Source organism: Streptomyces sp. NBC_00557 (genome assembly GCF_036345995.1).
Lineage (GTDB): Bacteria > Actinomycetota > Actinomycetes > Streptomycetales > Streptomycetaceae > Streptomyces.
In genome coordinates this window covers 1934889-1954264 of the sequence record NZ_CP107796.1, presented here as the reverse complement: position 1 = coordinate 1954264, position 19376 = coordinate 1934889, and the positions used below count along the sequence as shown (strand labels likewise).

General features: G+C 74.8%; 15 protein-coding genes and 3 pseudogenes. 4 read left to right on the top strand and 14 right to left on the bottom strand.

The features are described from left to right. Positions 1-1401, bottom strand: coding sequence for an FAD-dependent oxidoreductase (locus tag OG956_RS07935; protein WP_330337236.1), 1401 nt, complete (start codon positions 1399-1401; stop codon positions 1-3). A gap of 214 nt (positions 1402-1615) precedes the next feature. Beyond that, positions 1616-2431: pseudogene (locus OG956_RS07930) on the bottom strand (DUF4349 domain-containing protein); the annotation flags it as partial. A gap of 137 nt (positions 2432-2568) precedes the next feature. Between OG956_RS07930 and hemG the strand changes: the two are divergent. Together hemG and hemQ are read left to right on the top strand one after the other, a co-directional pair. Then, positions 2569-4023, top strand: coding sequence for a protoporphyrinogen oxidase (gene hemG / locus OG956_RS07925; protein ID WP_330337235.1), 1455 nt, complete (start codon positions 2569-2571; stop codon positions 4021-4023). 5 nt (positions 4024-4028) lie between these two features. Continuing rightward, complete coding sequence (gene hemQ, locus OG956_RS07920) at positions 4029-4760, top strand: hydrogen peroxide-dependent heme synthase (RefSeq protein ID WP_330337234.1); 732 nt, start codon at positions 4029-4031, stop codon at positions 4758-4760. Positions 4761-4802: 42 nt separating this feature from the next. Here hemQ and OG956_RS07915 read toward each other — a convergent pair whose 3' ends face one another. The 6 genes from OG956_RS07915 to OG956_RS07890 form a co-directional block, all read right to left on the bottom strand. Then, positions 4803-6440 carry an alpha/beta hydrolase gene (locus OG956_RS07915; RefSeq protein WP_330337233.1) on the bottom strand — a complete coding sequence of 546 codons (1638 nt, stop codon included), beginning with the start codon at positions 6438-6440 and terminating at the stop codon, positions 4803-4805. 157 nt (positions 6441-6597) lie between these two features. Next, complete coding sequence (locus OG956_RS07910) at positions 6598-7377, bottom strand: TIGR04222 domain-containing membrane protein (RefSeq protein ID WP_330337232.1); 780 nt, start codon at positions 7375-7377, stop codon at positions 6598-6600. Between the two features lie 116 nt (positions 7378-7493). After that, positions 7494-8267 carry a DUF4142 domain-containing protein gene (locus OG956_RS07905; RefSeq protein ID WP_330337231.1) on the bottom strand — a complete coding sequence of 258 codons (774 nt, stop codon included), beginning with the start codon at positions 8265-8267 and terminating at the stop codon, positions 7494-7496. A gap of 60 nt (positions 8268-8327) precedes the next feature. Further along, positions 8328-8489, bottom strand: coding sequence for a hypothetical protein (locus tag OG956_RS07900; RefSeq protein ID WP_330337230.1), 162 nt, complete (start codon positions 8487-8489; stop codon positions 8328-8330). Beyond that, complete coding sequence (locus OG956_RS07895) at positions 8486-9805, bottom strand: DUF692 domain-containing protein (RefSeq protein ID WP_330337229.1); 1320 nt, start codon at positions 9803-9805, stop codon at positions 8486-8488. The genes OG956_RS07900 and OG956_RS07895 overlap by 4 nt, the downstream gene beginning before the upstream one ends. 298 nt (positions 9806-10103) lie before the next feature. Next, positions 10104-10820 carry a peptidyl-tRNA hydrolase gene (locus OG956_RS07890; RefSeq protein WP_330337228.1) on the bottom strand — a complete coding sequence of 239 codons (717 nt, stop codon included), beginning with the start codon at positions 10818-10820 and terminating at the stop codon, positions 10104-10106. A gap of 73 nt (positions 10821-10893) precedes the next feature. Here OG956_RS07890 and OG956_RS07885 point away from each other — a divergent pair. Both OG956_RS07885 and OG956_RS07880 read left to right on the top strand, forming a co-directional pair. Further along, positions 10894-11243 (top strand): annotated as a pseudogene (locus OG956_RS07885) (ATP-binding cassette domain-containing protein); the annotation flags it as partial. Further along, positions 11233-11644 (top strand): annotated as a pseudogene (locus OG956_RS07880) (ABC transporter); the annotation flags it as partial. The pseudogenes OG956_RS07885 and OG956_RS07880, both read left to right, overlap by 11 nt. 147 nt (positions 11645-11791) lie before the next feature. On the opposite strand, the gene OG956_RS07875 reads toward OG956_RS07880, so the two are convergent. The 6 genes from OG956_RS07875 to OG956_RS07850 all read right to left on the bottom strand — a co-directional run bounded on the left by OG956_RS07875 (position 11792) and on the right by OG956_RS07850 (position 19374). Beyond that, entirely contained in the window at positions 11792-13315 is a 1524-nt protein-coding gene (locus tag OG956_RS07875) for an FAD-dependent oxidoreductase (protein WP_330337227.1), read from the bottom strand. A 168-nt stretch (positions 13316-13483) separates the two neighbouring features. Further along, positions 13484-15013 (bottom strand): methionine--tRNA ligase, encoded by a 1530-nt coding sequence (gene metG / locus OG956_RS07870; protein WP_330337226.1) that lies wholly within the window; start codon positions 15011-15013, stop codon positions 13484-13486. A 217-nt stretch (positions 15014-15230) separates the two neighbouring features. After that, positions 15231-16136, bottom strand: coding sequence for a PPK2 family polyphosphate kinase (locus OG956_RS07865; protein ID WP_443065540.1), 906 nt, complete (start codon positions 16134-16136; stop codon positions 15231-15233). Between the two features lie 55 nt (positions 16137-16191). Then, entirely contained in the window at positions 16192-16755 is a 564-nt protein-coding gene (locus OG956_RS07860) for a YbhB/YbcL family Raf kinase inhibitor-like protein (protein WP_330337225.1), read from the bottom strand. A gap of 10 nt (positions 16756-16765) precedes the next feature. Beyond that, positions 16766-17764: a slipin family protein gene (locus OG956_RS07855; protein ID WP_330337224.1), complete on the bottom strand. Its 999-nt coding sequence runs from the start codon at positions 17762-17764 to the stop codon at positions 16766-16768. Positions 17765-17898: 134 nt separating this feature from the next. Then, a complete protein-coding gene (locus OG956_RS07850) occupies positions 17899-19374 on the bottom strand; it encodes a SulP family inorganic anion transporter (protein ID WP_330337223.1) in 1476 nt (491 codons plus the stop codon). Positions 19375-19376: the final 2 nt, after the last annotated feature.

Here is a 19376-nt window from a genome sequence, read left to right as displayed (position 1 = left end):
TCAGAAGGCGCCCTCCCGCACCTTCGCCGCGGCCTTTCTCGCCGCCACCAGCACCGGGTCCCACACGGGTGAGAAGGGCGGGGCGTAGCCGAGGTCCAGGGCCGTCATCTGCTCGACCGTCATCCGCGCGGTGAGCGCCACCGCGGCGATGTCGACGCGTTTCGCCGCGCCCTCCCGGCCGACGATCTGGACGCCGAGCAGCCGGCCCGTGCGGCGTTCGGCGAGCATCTTGACCGTCATCGGGGAGGCGCCGGGGTAGTAGCCGGCGCGGCTGGTGGACTCGATGGTGACCGTCTCGTACCGCAGGCCCACCCGGTCGGCGTCCTTCTCGCGCAGGCCGGTGCGGGCGATCTCCAGGTCGCAGACCTTGCTGACGGCCGTGCCGACCACCCCCGGGAACGTGGCGTAACCGCCGCCCGCGTTGGTGCCGATGACCTGGCCGTGCTTGTTGGCGTGGGTGCCGAGCGGGACGTACTGGTCCTGGCCGGAGACCAGGTTCAGCACCTCCACGCAGTCCCCGCCCGCCCAGATGTTCTCGTGTCCGCGCACCCGCATCGCGAGGTCGGTGAGCAGCCCGCCGTGCGCGCCGAGGGGGAGTCCCGCGGCCTTCGCGAGGGCGGTCTGCGGGCGGACGCCGATGCCGAGGATCACCACGTCCGCCGGGAACTCGGCGTCCTGCGTGGCCACAGCGCGGACCCGGCCGTCCTGACCGGTGAGGATCTTGGTGACCTCGGCGTCGTTCACCATGGCGATGCCGAGGCCCTCCATGGCCCGGTGCACCAGCCGGCCCATGTCCGCGTCGAGCGTCGACATGGGTTCCTTGCCGCGGTTGACGACCGTCACCTCGAAACCGCGCTTGATGAGCGCCTCCGCCATCTCCACGCCGATATAGCCGGCGCCCACGACCACCGCCCTGCGGCCACGCGTGCGTGCCAGCGTCCGCAGCAGGGCCTGGCCGTCGTCCAGGGTCTGCACCCCGTGCACCCCGGGGGCCTCCACGCCGGGCAGGTCGGGGCGGACCGGGCGCGCGCCGGTCGCGATGACGAGCTTGTCGTACGACGTCCACGACTCGGCGCCGGAATCGACGTCACGCGCGCGTACCCGCCGTCCGGGCACGTCGATCTCCGTGACCTCGGTGCGCAGCCGCAGGTCGATCGCCCGCGCGCGGTGCTCCCCGGGCGTGCGGGCGATCAGGTCGTCCCGTTCGGGGACGTCGCCGCCCACCCAGTAGGGGATGCCGCACGCCGAGAAGGAGGTGAAGTGGCCGCGTTCGAAGGCCACGATCTCCAGCTCTTCCGGCCCCTTCAGCCGGCGCGCCTGCGACGCCGCGGACATGCCCGTGGCGTCGCCGCCGATCACGACCAGTCGTTCCGTCCCGCCCCGCCCGCCGTCCATGCTCATGGGGACACGCTACGGGGCGCGGGCATCTCAGTCCCGCTCCGGCCGCCCCCCGGAGCATTCCGGCGCCGGACCGGCCCGACGGCAGCGGCCCCGGCGCCGTCATCGCGGGCGCGGGCTCCCGGCGGCGCGGCAGCCGGGGCCGTACGGCCCGCAGCCACAGCAGCGTCAGCAGGGCCGCGAACGCCGCGAACGGCAGGGCGGCGCCGAGCGCGAGCAGGATCCAGCGCAGCAGGGTGACGAACACGTGCCAGCCGCCCGCCAGGGCGTCCGCGACGCCGGGGGAGCCGTCACCGGCCGCCGCGTGCACCGGTGTCCCGGACAGCGACAGCGTGACGGTGGCGAGGCTCGTGCGGTCCTTCAGGGACGCCTGCCGGGCCGGCAGCGCCTCCAGGCCGGCCTGACGGTTGCTCAACTCGCCCTCCAGCGCGACGACATCGCTGAGCTTGGTCGCCCGGGCCGTCAGTGCGCGGATCCGGTCCACGCTCGCCCGCTGCGCCTTCACGCGGCCGGCCACGTCCACGACCTGGTCGGTGACGTCCTCGGCCTTCTGCGTGCGGCTGATCAGCCTGCCGGCGCCCTGGAGTTCGGCGAGGACCGCGTCGTACGCGGCGGCGGGCACCCGCAGGACGACCCGGGTGTGCTCGCGCCCGGCGCCGTCCCGGCTCGTGCTCTCGTCGCCGACGTAGCCGCCGGCGTCCTCCGCGGTGGTCCGTGCCCGGCCCAGGGCCTTGGCGACGTCCTTGACCTGGAGGGTGAAGGAGGCGGTCCGGATGATCGCGCTCTGAAGCAGCCGGGGCGTCCCGGGCGCCGCCGTGCTGGGGCCCGCCCCCGTGCCCGGCCCGGCCGCCTGGTCCTGCCAGGCGGCCACGCCGGCCCCGTCCGCGGCGGATCCGGCCGCGGTCTTCGCCCGGCCGCTGCCGCCCGAGTCGGCCGCGCCGCCGCATCCGGCGAGGGCCAGGCAGGCGGCGAGCAGGATTCCCGCCAGGGCCCTCGCGGGACGTGCGGATCCTGCGGAACGTGACGTGCGCATGCGCGGGACCCCTGGGGCTCTGCGTCCCGTGACGTTCCCACGACGGCCGGACCCGCCGGAACGTTCGGCCGACGGCCCCGGTGCCGAGGACTTCCGGCCCTCACGGGAGTGTCAGCGGTGTCTGAGAGAGTGGGGGCATGAGCGCAACGGTTACGCCTGCGGGGCATGTCGTCGTCATCGGAGCCGGTATCGCCGGGCTGGCCGCCGCCCACCGGCTGCTCGGACGCGGCACGCGCGTGACCGTGCTGGAGGCCGCGGACCGGGTCGGCGGCAAGCTGCTGCCCGGTGAGATCGCGGGCGTGCGCGTCGACCTGGGAGCCGAGTCGCTGCTCGCCCGCCGCCCCGAGGCGGTGACCCTCGCGCGCGAGGCCGGCCTCGACGGACGGCTCCGGCCGCCGGCCACCGCCACCGCCTCGATCTGGACCCGCGGCGCCCTGCGCCCCATGCCCAAGGGCCATGTGATGGGCGTCCCCGGCACCGCCGCAGCCCTGACCGGAGTGCTCTCCGACGAGGGCCTCGCCCGCATCGAGCGGGACGCCGACCTGCCGCCCACCGAGGTCGGCGACGACGTGGCCGTGGGGGAGTACGTCGCGGCGCGGCTCGGCCGCGAGGTGGTCGACCGCCTGGTCGATCCCCTGCTCGGCGGGGTGTACGCGGGCGACGCGTACCGCATCTCGATGCGCTCGGCCGTCCCCCAGCTCTTCCAGGCCGCCCGCACCCACACCTCCCTCACCGAGGCGGTCCGCGGCATCCAGGCCAGGGCGGCGGCGAACCCGCAGACCGGGCCGGTGTTCATGGGCATCGAGGGCGGCGTCGGCACCCTGCCGCTCGCGGTCGCGGACTCGGTGCGCGCGCGGGGCGGAGAGATCCTGACGGGGACGCCGGTCACCGGGCTGCGCCGGGAGGCGTCCGGCGGCTGGCGGATCACCGCGGGCGAGCGCCTGCTGCACGCCGACGCGGTGATCCTCGCCGTACCGGCCCCGGCCGCCGCCGGTCTGCTGCGGCCGGAGTCCCCGGAGGCCGCCGCCGAGCTGGCCGCGATCGAGTACGCCTCCATGGCCCTGGTCACCCTCGCCTACCGGCGCGCGGACCTGCGCCTGCCGGAGGGCAGCGGCTTCCTCGTACCCCCCGTCGACGGGCGCACCATCAAGGCGTCCACGTTCGCCTCGCAGAAGTGGGCCTGGATCGCCGAGCAGGACCCGGACGTCGTCGTGCTGCGCACCTCGGTGGGCCGGTACGGCGAGACGGAGATCCTCCAGCGGGACGACGCCGGCCTGGTGGACGTCTCCCGGCACGACCTGCGCGAGGCCACCGGCCTGGACGCCGTCCCCCTGGACACCCGGGTCACCCGCTGGACCGACGGCCTGCCGCAGTATCCGGTGGGCCACCACGCGCGCGTGGCCCGCATCCGCGAGCATGTCGCCAAGCTGCCCGGGCTCGCGGTGTGCGGCGCGCAGTACGACGGCGTCGGCGTCCCGGCGTGCGTCGCGAGCGCGTACGCGGCGGTGGACCAGCTGGGCGGCGACCCGACCGGGGTCCGGGAGCTGACCGCCCACCCGGTGCAGAGCCTGCACGGCGGAGCGGGAGAATAGGGACCATGAGTGACGACGCCCCCATCACCGAGACCGGCAGGATTCCGAACAAGGGCAAGCTGGCCAAGGACCTCAACGAGGTCATCCGCTACACCCTGTGGTCGGTCTTCAAGCTGAAGGACGTGCTGCCGGAGGACCGCGCGGGTTACGCCGACGAGGTCCAGCAGCTGTTCGACCAGCTGGCCGCCAAGGACGTGACCATCCGCGGCACCTACGACGTCTCCGGCCTGCGCGCCGACGCCGACCTGATGATCTGGTGGCACGCCGAGACGAGCGACCAGCTCCAGGAGGCGTACAACCTCTTCCGCCGCACCAAGCTGGGCCGCGCGCTCACCCCGGTGTGGTCCAACATGGCGCTGCACCGCCCGGCCGAGTTCAACCGCTCGCACATCCCGGCGTTCCTCGCCGACGAGACGCCCCGCAACTACGTCAGCGTCTACCCGTTCGTGCGCTCCTACGACTGGTACCTGCTGCCCGACGAGGACCGCCGCCGCATGCTCGCCGACCACGGCAAGATGGCCCGCGGCTACCCGGACGTGCGCGCCAACACGGTCGCGTCCTTCTCCCTCGGCGACTACGAGTGGATCCTGGCGTTCGAGGCCGACGAGCTGTACCGCATCGTCGACCTCATGCGCCACCTGCGCGGCTCCGAGGCCCGGATGCACGTCCGCGAGGAGATCCCGTTCTTCACGGGCCGCCGCAAGGACATCGGGGACCTGGTGGCCGGGCTGGCCTGACGGTTCCCTCGGGGGCGGCGCCGCCAACGGGACCGGCAGTCCCTAGCGCCGCCCGGCCTCGGGCAGCCCGCGCCGGGTCCCCTTTCCCGGCCCGGCCGCCGGAGGCAACCGGTGCGGCGCGCAGGCCGCGTGCCGTCCCGGGATCCGCCCTTCGAGCAGGTACGCCTCGAAGTGGCCGTTGACGCAGCGGTTGGGGCCGCCCGCGATGCCGTGCGTGCCCGCGTCCCGCTCGGTCACCAGCACCGAACCGCCCAGCCGCCGGTTCATCTCCAGCGCGCCCGGGTACGGCGCGGCCGCGTCCCGCTCGGCCGCCAGGATCAGCACCGGCGGCAGCTCGCCCGGCCCGGTGCGCACGTCGAGCGGCTGCTGCCGGGGCTCCGGCCAGTAGGCGCACGGCAGGTTCATCCACGCGTTGTCCCAGGTCTCGAACGGCGCCACCCGGGCGAGCCGGGTGTTGTCCCGGTCCCACACCTTCCAGTCCGTCGGCCAGGGCGCGTCGTTGCACTCCACCGCCGTGTAGACGGCGTTTTCGTTCTCCGCCTCCGCGGCCGTCCGCGCGTCCGGCGCGGCCAGCCGGACCAGCGGCGCGGGATCGCCGTGCAGATAGGCCGACAGCGCCGCGGCCCGGCTCGGCCAGAAGTCGTCGTAGTACCCGGCCGTCAGGAACGCGTTCTGCAGCTGGCCGGGACCGACCTTCCCGCCGGCGGCCTTCCGGGCCAGCCGGCCGGCGGCGGTGTCATAGCTGCGCTGCACCTTCGCGGCGGTGTCGCCGAGCTTGTAGACGTCGTCGTGGCGGGCGACCCAGTCCCGGAAGTCGGCCCAGCGCTCCTCGAACGCGGCCGACTGGTCGAGGTTGTCCTGGTACCAGATCTTCGCCGGATCGGGGTCGACCGCCGAGTCCAGCACCATGCGCCGTACGTGCGTGGGGAACATCGCCGCGTACAGCGCGCCGAAGTAGGTGCCGTAGGACGCCCCCGCGAAGGTGAGCCGGTCCTCGCCCAGCGCGGCCCGCAGCACGTCCAGGTCCCGCGCGTTGTTCAGCGACGTGTAGAAGCGGAGCCTCTTCCCGGAGCGCTTGGCGCAGCCCCGCGCGTACGCCTTCGCCTGTGCGATGCGCTGCCGCTTGTACGCCTCCGACGGGTGCGCCGGCGCCGCGGTGGGCGCCTTCAGGAAGCGCTTCGGGTCCTCGCAGGACAGCGGCGCCGAACGGCCCACGCCGCGCGGCGCGTAGCCGACCAGGTCGTAGGCGGCCGCGATCCGCTGCCACTGGGGGACCGAGCCGATCAGCGGGAAGTACATGCCGGACGCGCCGGGTCCGCCCGGGTTGTAGACGAGGGCGCCCTGCCGGGGGACCTTCCGCTTGCTGTTGCGCGGGTCCTTCTGCGTCGCCGGCATCCGGCTGACCGTCAGTCTGATCTGCCTGCCGTCCGGGTGGGCGTAGTCGAGCGGGACGGTCACCGTGCCGCAGCGCAGCCCCTTCGGCGCCTCGGGTACGTCGGCGGGGGAGCACGCGCCGAAGTCGATGCCGGCCGCCCGGGCGCGGGCCACGGCCACCGCGGTGCCGCGCAGCTCGGCCGCGCCGGGGACGGCGGACGCCCCGCCCGCGCCGTCCGCCGGGGCGGCGGCCAGCGTGGTCAGCAGCAAGGACCCGGCGGCCGAGTACAGGGCGGCAGCTCTCATCGCGTTTCCCTTCGGTACGGCGACGGCGATGGCACGGCTGCCACGCCCCGGCGTCAACAGAAGGGATGTTTCGTTCGCCCCCCGGTGAAGGCAAGCACCACCCGGCCGGTGTCGGCCGCAATGCCCCCTATGCGCCCCCGGCGGCCCCCGGACGCCCTCACTCCCGCCAGGGCTGGTCGCGGTGGGTGAAGGCGGCGCGCAGCCGCGGCTCGCCGATCGCCCGGATCCCGCGCACGGCGACCGAGGTGAGGAACGACCGCTCGTCACCGGCCGGCCGGCGCGCCAGCGCCTCCAGCAGCCGCTGCCCGGCGGGAGAGGCCCAGCGGGTGTACGGGTGCGCCTCGAAGCGGGCGATGGCCAGGCAGCTCAGGGACAGCGTGAGCGGCAGGGCGAACCACAGGCCGACCAGCAGCCGCGGCGTCCCGGTCCCGACCGGCAGCAGCAGCGCGGTCGCCCCCAGGGCGGCCACGGCCAGCGCGGCGGCGCGCACCTGGCGCACCGCGGCGCCCACGGTCGTCCCGGCGCCCTCGGGGACGGCGAGCCCGGCCCGCACCAGCCGGTCGGCGAGCCGCCGTACGGCCTCGGCGCCGGCCGCCCGGGCCCGCGCGGGCGCGATGCGCGACTGTCCCTCCGGGCCGATGGCCCCTATGACCGACTGCTCGATCTCGTCACGCCCCAGCGGATCCACGACCGTGGCCCAGCCGGTGTGCGCGAGCAGCAGGCGGCGCTGGCGGGCCATGGACACCATCGTCACATCGGCGACCCGGACCGGGCCGCCGGAGAGGAAGGCCGCCTCGTACAGCGTCAGTTCGCGCTCGGAGTCCACCGTCGCGGCATCCGCGTCCAGGGCTGCGGCGCGGACGGCCGCCAGGCACAGCCGGGTGCACGCCGTACCGGCGAAAGCCCAGGCCAGAAGCAGGAGAAGGACCCAGAACATGACGCGTTTCTATGCCAGAGGCCCGGGTGAGCGCCATGCCTTGTTCATCATCCGGACACGGTGTCACAGGTCTGTGACGTTCCGTTTCCGCGCCCGGGCCGACCGGGTCCGGGCCGTCAGGAGCCGCCGGTCCCCGGCGGCGGGCTGGTGGTGGCGGGGGGCATGGAGTACGACTCCTGCGGCGACGGGGCGACCGGCACCGCGGCGGAGGGGTCCACGGCAGGCGGGGTCGGCACGGGGCTGGGGGACGCCGCCAGCTCCTGGGCCAGCGCCGCGAAGTCGACGTACCCCGTCGCCTCCAGCACCTTGATGTGGTCCAGGGTGGTCGCGTCCGCGTCGTCGGCGAGATCGCGGACCAGGGAGTTCTGGGTGCCGGCCCGGACCTGGGCGACCTGCGCGTACATCCGGCCCTGGGCGAGCCGGACGAGACCGGCGAACCGGCGGTCGAAGTCCTGGCCCTGCGCCGAGCGCAGCGTGTCCAGCCACTGCTTCTGCTGGGCGTTCGGTTCGTTGGGCAGCGGCACGCCGAGCTGGCCCGCGACGGTGCGGAGATGGCCGTCCAGCGAGGTGTGCCCGTCGACCAGGTGCCGACCCGCCGTGCGGACGGCCGCCGTGGTGCCCTTGCGCTCCGCGAGCTCCCCGGCGGTCAGCTCCCACAGGCTCGCCAGCCGGACGCCGGTGATGAGGTCCCGGTCCTGCGCCGACAGGGGGCCGTACGGGGTGGTGACGGTCTGCGTGCTCAGCACGGTGGCGCCGGCCGCGGGGCCCGGGCGGTCGGCGTACGACCACAGCGGGTACAGCAGCGCCGTCGCGGTCGCCGCGAGGCCCGCGATGACGAGGCCTGTGCCGCTGAATATGCCTCTGCCCTTGATCGGGGGCCGGGGTCGCATGACGCCTCCTGTCAGCGCACCGCACGCGGATGTGCATGGGGGGTGGGTGCGGGCGGCATATTACTCGGGCGCGGGTCGCTGCCGCGGGGCGTGGGCGGGGTGCGCGTGGGCGTCGGGGCTGATCGAGCGTCGGCGGGTGCGGGCGCGTTGTGGCTGGTCGCGCGGTTCCCCGCGCCCCTTGGGGTGTTCGTCGCCGTCGTCGCCTGCGGGCAGTCCGTTCACACTCTTCGCAGCAGCACCTTCCGTGCCGCCCGGGTCATCCGCCCACCGGACCGCGGAGCCGGGCCCGAGCGGTCCAGCCACCACTCCCGGAGCCGGCGGCGGGAGGCAGCGCTGGCCGGGCGGCCGGAGTCGAGCAGGTGGGCGGCGAAGTCCAGGGCGTCGCGGCGGTAGCCCCCGGTCATCGGGCGTGCCCGGGCGTAGTCCAGGAAAGCCGCCCGGTATCCCTCGCCGAGGATGACCGGCAGTTCGGGGGCCACCTTCGCCACCACGTCCGCCCGCTTGGCGGCGAGGGCCCGTGCCTGCACCCGCATCCGTACCCGGTCGAAGCCCTCGGGCACCGGCGTGCCGGCGACCAGGGAGGAGAGCACGGCGGCCTGGGAGACGGCGAGCCGCTCCCGGGCGCCGGTCTGCGCAGGGGGTGCGACGGTGGCGTCCCCGCCGCCCGCCGGGTCTTGCGCGGCGGACGGCGCCGGCCCCGCGCCGGCCCGCGCGCGCCCGGCCCGGACCGCGTCCCGGATCGACGTCAACTCCCGCTCCAGCTCGGCCGGTCCGGGGAAGTTCTCGTCCCGTTCCAGGAGGACTCCGGGCGGGGCGGTGCGGGCGGCGAGGTCGGTCAGGATGTCGTACACCGGGCGCGGCACGGGGTGGGCGTGGCTGTCGTGCCAGACGCCGTCGCGTTCGAAGCCGCCCGCGACATGCACGTAGGCGATCGCCTCCACGGGCAGCGCGGCCAGCGCCTCGGCCGGGTCCTCGCCGCGGTTGACGTGGTTGGTGTGCAGGTTGGCCACGTCGATCAGCAGGCGCACGCCGGTGCGCTCGACCAGCTCCGACAGGAACTGCCCCTCGGTCAGCTCCTCGTCCGGCCAGGAGAACAGCGCGGCGATGTTCTCCACGGCCAGCGGCACCGGCAGCGCGTCCTGAGCGATGCGCACGTTCTCGCAGAGCACGTCCAGGGCGTCCCTCGTGCGCGGCACCGGCAGCAGATGCCCGGCCTCCAGCCGCGGGGAGGCGGTCAGCGGGCCGCCCGCGCGGACGAACGCGACGTGCTCGGTGACCAGCGGGGAGCCGAGCGCCTCGGCCCGCTCCGCCAGCGCCGTCAGCCGTGCCCCGTCGGGGCGGTCGGCGCCACCCAGGCCCAGGGAGACGCCGTGCGGGACCACGGCCACGCCGCGCTCGCGCAGCCGCAGCAGCGACTCCGGCAGGTGCCCGGGACAGACGTTCTCGGCCACGACCTCCACCCAGTCGATGCCCGGCAGCCGCTCCACGGCGTCCGCGATCTCCGGCCGCCAGCCGATCCCCGTGCCCAGTCGCCGCATGGTCCCACCCCTCCTTCGCGGATCTGTCCGCGGAATGACGGGGGTATGGCCCGGGCGACCGGCCGCGAATCATGTCCGCGCCGTGTTCAGAGCAACATTTGAGCTTCGCCCCGGCCTGGTCCCACGCCGCCCACCGCCCGGAGCACGGCCCTGCGGGCGCCCCACGCCCCACAGCGGCTACCGGCGGATGCCTTGCAGCGACTCCGGCGGAGGCCGCAGCGACCCCGGCTGACGCCTTACAGCGGCCCAGGCGGAGGCCTCAGCGACCCCGGCTGACGCCTCGCAGCGGCCCGGTGACCTAGCGCAGCGCCGGGTGGTCGGCGACCACCGTGCAGCTGCCCGGTGCGATCTCGGTGAAGCCCGCGTCGCGGACGACCGGCAGGCCGCTGCCCGTCAGCCGGGGCCAGTCGGCGGGACCGGCCGTGCGGACGGCCAGCGCGTAGCCGGCGTCCCGCCAGGCGGCGCGCTCCGCGTCGGACAGCGCCCACCAGGCCAGCTGGGCACCGTGCCCGGCCTGCGCCATCGCCTTCCCGGCGGACATCTCCAGTCCGGGGTTCAGCCACAGCACCGGCTGCGCCGGGTCGGCGGCGACGGGCGGCTCGGGGTCGTCCAGCTCGGTGCCGGACACCTGGAGCCTCGCAAGGTCCTTGGGCCAGCCGTCGAGCGGGACCGGCGGAAAGACCCGTACCTGCGCGGACTTGCCGGTCACCGTGATCCCGGGCAGCGCCTCGGCCCGCCGCCACTCGGCGCCACGCGCCCGACGGACCACCTTGCGGATCCGCGCGTCCTGCCAGTCGCGCACCGCCTCGGCCCACTCGCCGTCCCCGTGCGCCCGCTCGTCCCCGAGCAGCACGAGCACCGCCCGTGCGGCCGTCTCCAGCGCGTCGGTGCGCGCGGGCGGCGCGGCGCGCTCGATCCGCACGACGAGGGGCAGCACGAACTGGGGCGCCTCGTCGCGCGGGCCGCGCTCGGCCTGGACGGGACTGTCTCCGGGGGACGCTGAAACCTGGCTCACAGCAGTCAACCTTAAGGGGGCCGGCGACGGTCCCCGGCTCCGTCCGGCGGGCGTGAGCGGCCACAATGCTCCCATGCAACGTGAGCTACGGCTGGCAGCGTGGGCCGCCGCTACGGCCTGCGCGGCTCCTGGGTGTTACGGGGCGTCGACCTCACCCTCAGCCCCGGCACCCTCACCCGTATAGAAGGAGCGAACGGCACCGGGAAGTCCCCCCTCCTCCGCCTCCTCGCCCGCCTGGACGCGCCGACGGAGGGCCGGATCACGGGCCGCCCGCGCACGGCGTACGTACCGGAGCGTTTCCCCTCGGCGCTTCCCTTCACCGCCCTCGGCTACCTCACCCACCTCGGCACCGTCCACGGACTCGGCCGCAGATCCGCCGCCCACGCCGCCGGCGCCTGGCTGGAGCGCTTCGGCCCGGGCGCACCTCGCCTGCCTGCTGACGGCGCTGCTCGCGGCGGTGGGGCTCGGGCTGGCGGCGACCGTGGTGGTGACGCTGATCAGCGCCCCGGCGAGCAACGGCCGCCAGGTCCGGGTGCCGCTGCCGCGGGCCGCCGCGGCCGGACTGCCGGCCACGCTCACCTGTGCGCTGCTCGGCGCGGCCGACCCACCGGCCGCTGCTGCGCGCCACCGGCCGGGCCGTGCCCGCGATGCTGCTGGCGGTGGTGCTCACCGGGTCCCCGGCGCAGGCCGCCGTCAGCGGTCTGGTCACCGGTTCGCAGAGCGGCCGGGCGCCGGTGCCGCTGCTGCCGCTGGCCGGCGCGGTCCTGTGCACGGCCGCCGCCTTCGCCGCGGCCGCCGCGCTCACCGCCCGCCGGTCACCCTGAGCAGGCCGTGCGCTGCGCCTCCTGCCATGCACAGCGAGGGCACAGCGTGATGCCCTTGTACGACTCCGGGTACTCCGTCGGTTCCCGGCACAGCACGCTGCCCCAAGCGACGAGGACCACTGCACGGTGGTGCGGACGGCAGGAGCCTCACAGGTCCCGCTGCTCCAGCGGCCGGACGGCCGGGCCCTGCAGGACCGTGCCGTCGACGGCGAAGCGGGAGCCGTGGCAGGGGCATTCCCAGGCGCGCTCGGCCCGGTTGAAGGAGACCAGGCAGCCGAGGTGCGTGCAGCGGGCCGACACCGCGTGCAGGCGTCCCTCCTCGTCCCGGTGCACCGCCACCCGCCTGCCGTCCACCCGGACCACCGCCCCGTCGCCGGGCTCCAGGCCGTCCACCGAACCCGGCGGTTTCAGCCGGTCGCCGACCAGGTGCCGGGCCACCTCCGCCTGGGTCTTCAGCAGCGACGGCGCCTCGCGCACCACCGACTTCAGCCGCCGCGGGTCGTACAGCTCGCGCCAGGGGCAGTCCCGTCCGGTGATCAGCGCGGTCAGCAGCAGCCCGGCCATGATCCCGCCGCTCAGCCCCCAGCCGCCGAAGCCGGTGGCGACATAGGTGTGCCTGGCCGCCGGGTGGAAGGGGCCGACCAACGGCACGGTGTCGGTGGCGTCGTTGTCCTGGGTGGCCCAGGCCTGCTCCGGGGTCGTCCCCGGGAAGTGCTCCTCGGCCCAGCGCGCGAGGGTGCCGAAGCCGGCCTCGACGTCGCCGGTGCCGGGCGTGAAGTGCTCGCCGGTGACGACGAGCAGGCGCTGCCCGTCCGCGCCGTACGGCGCCGTGCGCACCGAGCGGGTGTTCTCCTCGGGCGTGATGTACATGCCCTCCGGGTCCGGGCCGTCGTTCAGCGGGCCCGCGACGACCAGTTCGCGGCGCGGGGAGAGCCGGGTGAACAGCAGCGCCCGGTCGAACACCGGGTAGTGGGTGGCGATCACGACGTCCCGGGCGGTGACCGTGTGCCCCGACTCGGTCGTCAGCCGGCACGGCTCCCCGCCCTCCTGCAGCCCGACGACGCGCGTCCCCTCGTACACCCGGCCGCCCCGCGCGACGAGGTCGTCGGTGATCGCCCGCAGGTACCTGACCGGGTGGAACTGCGCCTGTCCGGTCACCCGCACCGCGCCCGCCACCGGGAACGGCAGCCCGGTCTCCGTCGTGAACGAGGCCGGCAGCCCCGCGTTCCGGGCCGCCTCCGCCTCCGCCCGCAGCTCGTCGGCGCGTGCCCGGTCCCGCACGTAGGTGTACGCGTCCCGGGTCTCCCACTCGCAGTCGATGCCCAGCTCGTCGACCAGCGCCGCCGCGTGCTCGATCGCCTCCGACTGCGAGCGGGCGTACAACCGCGCCCCCTCGGGACCGCGGGTGCGCCCCAGCCGGTCGTAGACGAGCGTGTGCTGGGCGGTCAGCTTGGCCGTGGTGTGTCCGGTGACCCCGGCCGCCACCCGCCCGGCCTCCAGCACCGCCACCCCCAGCCCGGCGCGGGCCAGTTCGTAGGCGGTGCTGAGCCCGGCGATGCCCGCGCCGACGACGGCCACGTCGACGTCGACGTCCTCGCTCAGCGCGGGACGGTCGGGGCCTGGTGCGGTGCGGAGCCAGTACGAGCCGGTGACGTGCCGCTGCGTGTGCATGACCGCCGGGTACCCCGACCGCGGGCCGTTCAGCATCCGCTTCCGGCATCCCGCCGGCCACGTTCGGCGGCGTCCGGTGCGGAGAACCTCCGGTGGTCCAGCGGCTCAGCCTCCGGTGCGGAGAACCTCCGGTGGTCCGGCGGCTCACATGGTTCCGCCCCGCAGCGGTCAGGCGTCCCCGGCCGGCTCCTGGAGGCGGCGGAACAGCGGCGTGGCCGGTGGCAGGGGGCCGCCGACGGCGGTCACCTGCGCCGCGATCCGGGCCGCGGAGTCCGGCACGAACGGCCGCAGCTCCTTCGCCAGGACCCGGCACGCCGTCACCAGGGCGGCGAGCACCGCGTCGAGGCGTTCGGCCGCCCCGGCGTCGCCGTGCCGCTCCGCGCGGGCCAGCTCCCAGGGCCGGGTGGCGTCGACGCAGCGGTTGGCCTCCTCCACGACGTCCCGGACGGCGCCCGTGGCGCGGCGGAAGTCGAAGCCGGCCAGCGCCGCGTCGACGCGGGCCGGAACCCGCTCGCACACCTCCAGCAGTCCGGCCACCGCGAACCGGTCCCCGCCGAGCGCGGGCACTGTGCCGCCCCGGTAGCGGTGGACCATCGTCACGACGCGGTGGACGAGATTGCCGAGACCGCCGGCGAAGTCCGCGTCGGTACGGGCGATCAGCCGGTCCGGCGTGAAGTCGGCGTCCCCGACCCGGGGCACCTCGCGCAGCAGCCACCAGCGCACCGCGTCGGTGCCGTACGCCTCGGCCAGGGCCACCGGATCGACCGTCGTCCCACCGGACTTGCTGATCTTGCGGCCGCCGACCGTCAGGTAGTCGTGGACGAGGATGTCGGTGGGCAGCGGCAGCCCCGCCGACAGCAGCATCGCCGGCCAGTACACGGCGTGGAAGCGCAGCACGCCCTTGCCGACCAGGTGGGTGCGGCGCCCGCCGGCCGCCCACCACGTCTCGTACGCGGGGTCGTCGGTGCCGTAGCCCAGGCTGGTGACGTAGTTGCCGAGCGCGTCCCACCACACGTAGACGACCTGGGTGGGGTCGCCGGGCACCGGGATGCCCCAGCCGCGGGCGCGGGTGTGCGAACGGGAGACGGAGAAGTCGTGCAGGCCTCCGGCGATCAGGGCGAGGACCTCGTTGCGGCGGGCGGCGGGCTCGATGCGCAGGGCGCCGCCGGCGATCAGCTCGTGCAGCCGTTCGGCGTACCGGGACAGCCGGAAGAACCAGTTCTCCTCCGCCACGCGCTGCGGCTCGGTGCCGTGCTCGGCACAGCGCCCGTCGACGAGTTCGGCCTCGGTGTAGAACTGCTCGCAGCCGACGCAGTACAGGCCCTCGTAGTGCTTGCGGTACAGGTCGCCGGCGGCCGCGCACCGGCGCCACAGGCGCTCCACGCCGACGCGGTGGCGCGGGTCGCGGCTGGTGCGGATGAAGTCGTCCAGCGACAGCGCCAGCGGCCCGCGCAGGGCGGCGAACGCCTCGGCGTTGCGGTCGACGAGCGTGCGCACGTCGACGCCCTCGGCCTCGGCGGCCAGCACGTTCTTCAGGGAGTTGTCGTCGGTGCCGCTGAGCAGCCGCACCCGGTCGCCGCGGTGCCGGCGGTGGCGAGCCAGCGTGTCCGCCTGGACCAGCTCCAGCGCGAAGCCCAGGTGCGGGCGGGCGTTGACGTACGGGATCGTCGTGGTGATGTAGTGGCGGGATGCGGTCATCGCACACCTTCCGGTGTCAGGAGACGAGGGCCGCTCCGCACACCACGTCGAGGCCCCGTCCCGGGGCCTCGGATGCGTCACGCGTCCATGCTCAGCAGCCCCGTCGAGGGGGCATCGTCCGGTGCTGGGGCCAAGGCGTGATCATGCGTCGGATGCTAGCAACGCGGGCCGCGGCCGGGCACGCGCTTTTCGCGCCGCGCTGCGGTACGGCAGCGGCTCAGGGGCCCGTCAGCAGCCGCTCCCGGCACTCGGCGACGTCGAAGTCCGCCTTCGGGTACTGCGGGTCCAGGTCCTGAAGGTGCTCCAGCAGCAGGCGGCTGATCGCCCAGTTCCGGTACCACTTGTGGTCCGCGGGGATCACGTACCAGGGCGCGTACGGCGCCGCGCAGCGCTCCAGGGCGAGCTGGTACGCCTCCTGGTACGCGGGCCACAGGGCGCGCTCGTCGATGTCGCCCGGGTCGAACTTCCAGTGCTTGTCCGGGCGGTCCAGCCGGCGCAGCAGCCGGCGCCGCTGCTCCTCGTAGGACAGGTGCAGAAAGCACTTGACCAGGGTGACGCCGTCCTCGGCGAGGGACCGCTCGAAGTCGTTGACGAGGCCGTAGCGGCTGCCGATCTCGGCGGGCCGGGCCAGATGCCGGACGCGGGCGATGAGCACGTCCTCGTAGTACGAGCGGTCGAAGATCCCGATCTCGCCCGGCCGGGGCAGCACCGGGCGCACCCGCCACAGGAAGTCGTGCCGCCGCTCCTCCTCGGTGGGCGCCTTGAACGCGTGGATACGGCAGCCGGAAGGATTGAGGTGCCCGATGACGTGCTTGACCGTGCCGCCCTTGCCGCTGGTGTCCATGCCCTGCAGCACCAGCAGCACCCGCCGCTGGTCGCCCGCCGTGGCCGCCGCCCACAGCCGCTCCTGCAGCCGGGCCAGCCGCTTGCCCATCCGCGCGCTGTCGGCGCGGCCGGCCCGCTTGCCGCCGGGCGCTCCGGGTGTGGCGCGGGTGTCGAACGCGGCCAGGTCGACCGGCTCGCCGGGCGGGAGCCGCAGCATCCTGCGGAGGTCCTGACCGCTCGTGCCTCCGCCCCTGCCTTCGCTCTTCGTCCCGCTCTTCTTCTCGCTCTTCTCCGCCATGGCCGCCCCTTCCCTCGGTCCGTGTACGCCGGGACGCCCGGCGGGGCCTCGCGCGCTATGCGCGGCCGTACCGGCCCGTGAGAACGCCCGTGCCCAGCGTGTGCCCGGAAAGCGCCCGCAGCAGATCGCCGCCCGAGGCGCCCGCGGCGAGCGGTACCCGGCGGTCGACGGCGTACACGGTGAGGACGTAGCGGTGCGGCCGGTCGCCGTGCGGCGGACAGGGTCCGCCGTACCCGGTCCTTCCGAAGCCGTTGCGTCCCTCCGCCGCACCCTGCGGGCGCTGCCCGGCGGACAGCCGCGTGGTGTGCGGGCCGATGTTCCAGACCAGCCAGTGCGCGAACGTGCCGTGCGCGGCGTCGGCGTCCCGCAGGACCAGCGCCAGCGAGGCCGTCCCCGCGGGTACGCCGGTGACGGTGAGCGGAGGCGAGACGTCGGCGCCGTCACAGGTGTACCGGCGCGGCACGGTGGCGCCGTCGGCGTACGCCGTGCTCGTCACGGACAGCCGGGCGGTGGCGGTGGGGGAGGGCGCGGCGGAGTGCGTGGCGGACGGTGCGCCGCCGTCGCCGCAGCCCGCCACGAGGGCCGTCGCGGCCACGGCGATCACCCAGTTCCTGCGCATGCCCGGAACGTTATCCGGAGCGCGGCTCCCGGTCACCGACCGGCGCGGCAGGGCGGGCGTCGTCCGTCTCCGGGGCGGGCGCGGTGCCGCTGTCCGGTGTGATCTGCGGGACGCCCGCGTCCAGGAGGGGCTGTGCGTCGTCGTCCGGTGCCGTCCGTGCGTCCGCGTCGGCGAGGCGCTCGGTGTCGCCGCCGCCCGGCGCGGCCTGCCCGCCGCCTCGCCCCGGCCGGCTTTCCCCGTCCCCGACCGGCTGGTTGCCCCGCTCCAGGAAGTGCAGCAGCTCCACCGGGATCGGCAGGACCAGCGTGGAGTTCTTCTCGGCGGACACCGCCATCACCGTCTGCAGCAGCCGCAGTTGGAGGGCGGCGGGCGTGTCGGCCATCTGCTGCGCGGCCTCGGCCAGCTTCTTGGAAGCCTGGTACTCGGCGTCCGCGTTGATGATCCGCGCCCGGCGCTCCCGGTCGGCCTCCGCCTGGCGGGCCATGGACCGCTTCATCGTGTCCGGCAGGGACACGTCCTTGATCTCGACCCGGTCGACCTGGACGCCCCAGCCGACGGCCGGGCTGTCGATCATCAGCTCGAGACCCTGGTTGAGCTTCTCCCGGTTGGAGAGCAGATCGTCCAGGTCGCTCTTGCCGATGATCGACCTGAGGGACGTCTGCGCCATCTGCGACACCGCGAACTTGTAGTCCTCCACCTTCACCAGCGCGCTCACCGCGTCGACCACCCGGAAGTAGACGACCGCGTCCACGCGGACGGTGACGTTGTCGCGGGTGATGCCCTCCTGGGCGGGGATCGGCAGGGTCACGATCTGCATGTTGACCTTCTGCAGCCGGTCCACGAAGGGGATGATCAGGTTGAAGCCCGGCGATCGTATGTCATCCGCGACGCGTCCCAGCCGGAACAGCACGCCCCGTTCGTACTGCTTGACCACGCGCGCCGCCATCGCCAGGTACACCAGGCCGGCGCAGCCCGCCCCGATGAGCGCACCCAGCAGATCCTCGACCATGACGACCTCCTCGCACAGAGGTCCGATGCGTCCGTCTCTGCAACGATATGCCCCCGCCGCCCAACGGGGCCATGGCCTCGGCGGACGGCCGTACCAGAAAACGGAACCTCCTGGTACGGCCGCCTCGGGCGGGCTCACCCCACCGGCGCCGTCGTCTCCACCGGCTCCGTCCCCGCCGCATGCCGCTCCGCCCAGTTCTCCAGTGCGGTCCGGCAGGCGTGGTCCAGATGGTGCAGCCCGGACAGGTCGAGCCGGACGGGACGGTCCTGCGGCAGCGCCTCCAGGCTGTCCAGGATCATCGGCAGCCGCAGAAACGTCGCGTTGCCGGAGAGATACGCGTCGACCGGCCCTGCACCCTTGTCGACGACCTCCAGCCTGACGTGCGAGGCCTGCCAGGCCGCCTTGACGACCGCCAGCGTCAGCCCGATCAGCACGCCCTCGAACATGCTGACCGCCACGATCGACACCGCCGTCACGGCCAGGACCACCGCCTCGCCCCGGTGCTCGCGCCACAGCACGGCCAGCGCCCGGACCGGCACCAGCTTGGCTCCCGCGTGGATCAGGACGCCCGCGAGGGCCGGGACCGGGATCCAGGCGAGCACGCCCGGCAGCAGCGCGGCGAACAGCAGCAGCCACACGCCGTGCAGGACCCGGGAGGCCTTCGTACGGGCGCCCGCCTGGACGTTGGCCGCGCTGCGCACGATCACCGCGGTCATCGGCAGCGCGCCCAGCAGCCCGCACACCGTGTTGCCCGCGCCCTGGGCCACCAGTTCCTGGTCGTACCGGGTACGCGGCCCGGAGTGCAGCCGGTCCACCGCCGCCGCGCTGAACAGCGACTCGGCGGACGCGATCAGCGTGAAGGCGACGACGGTGCCGAGCAGCCCGAAGTCCGCCAGTTGCCCGAACGCGCCCGGCGGCGGGGGCTGGACCGAGCCCAGCAGTCCCCGCACCTCCACCGTGGCCACCGGCAGGCCCAGCGCGGCCACCGCCGCCGTGGCGAGGCCCACCGCGGCCAGCGGGCCGGGCAGGGCCCGCACCCGCGCCGGGACGTGCCGCCACAGCACCAGCACCGCGACCGTGCCCGCGCACACCGCGAGCGAGGCCATGGCCGTGCCCTCGCCGAGGGCGTCCAGGAACGCCCCGGGCAGCCCGGCGATCTTCGCCAGGCCGGAGTCGGGCGCCTTGGCCGCCAGCGCCGGGTACAACTGCCCGGCGATGAGCACCAGTCCGATTCCGGCCAGCATGCCCTCGACGACGGAGACCGAGATGGCGCGGAAGTACCGGCCCAGCCGGAGCAGGCCCATGCCCACCTGGAGGAGTCCGGTGGCGAGCACGATCACGCCGAGCGCCGGCAGCCCGAACTCCTTCACCGCCTCGAAGACGAGCACGGTCAGTCCGGCCGCCGGCCCCGACACCTGCAGACTGCTGCCCCGCATCAGCCCGGTGACGACGCCGCCCACGATGCCGGTGACCAGGCCGAGTTCGGCCGGGACCCCGGAGGCGACGGCCACGCCCACGCACAGCGGAAGCGCGACCAGGAAGACGACGAGGGAGGCGGCGAAGTCGTGCCGCAGATGAGGGAATCGACTTATGAGCCTCTTGCTCTGCATCG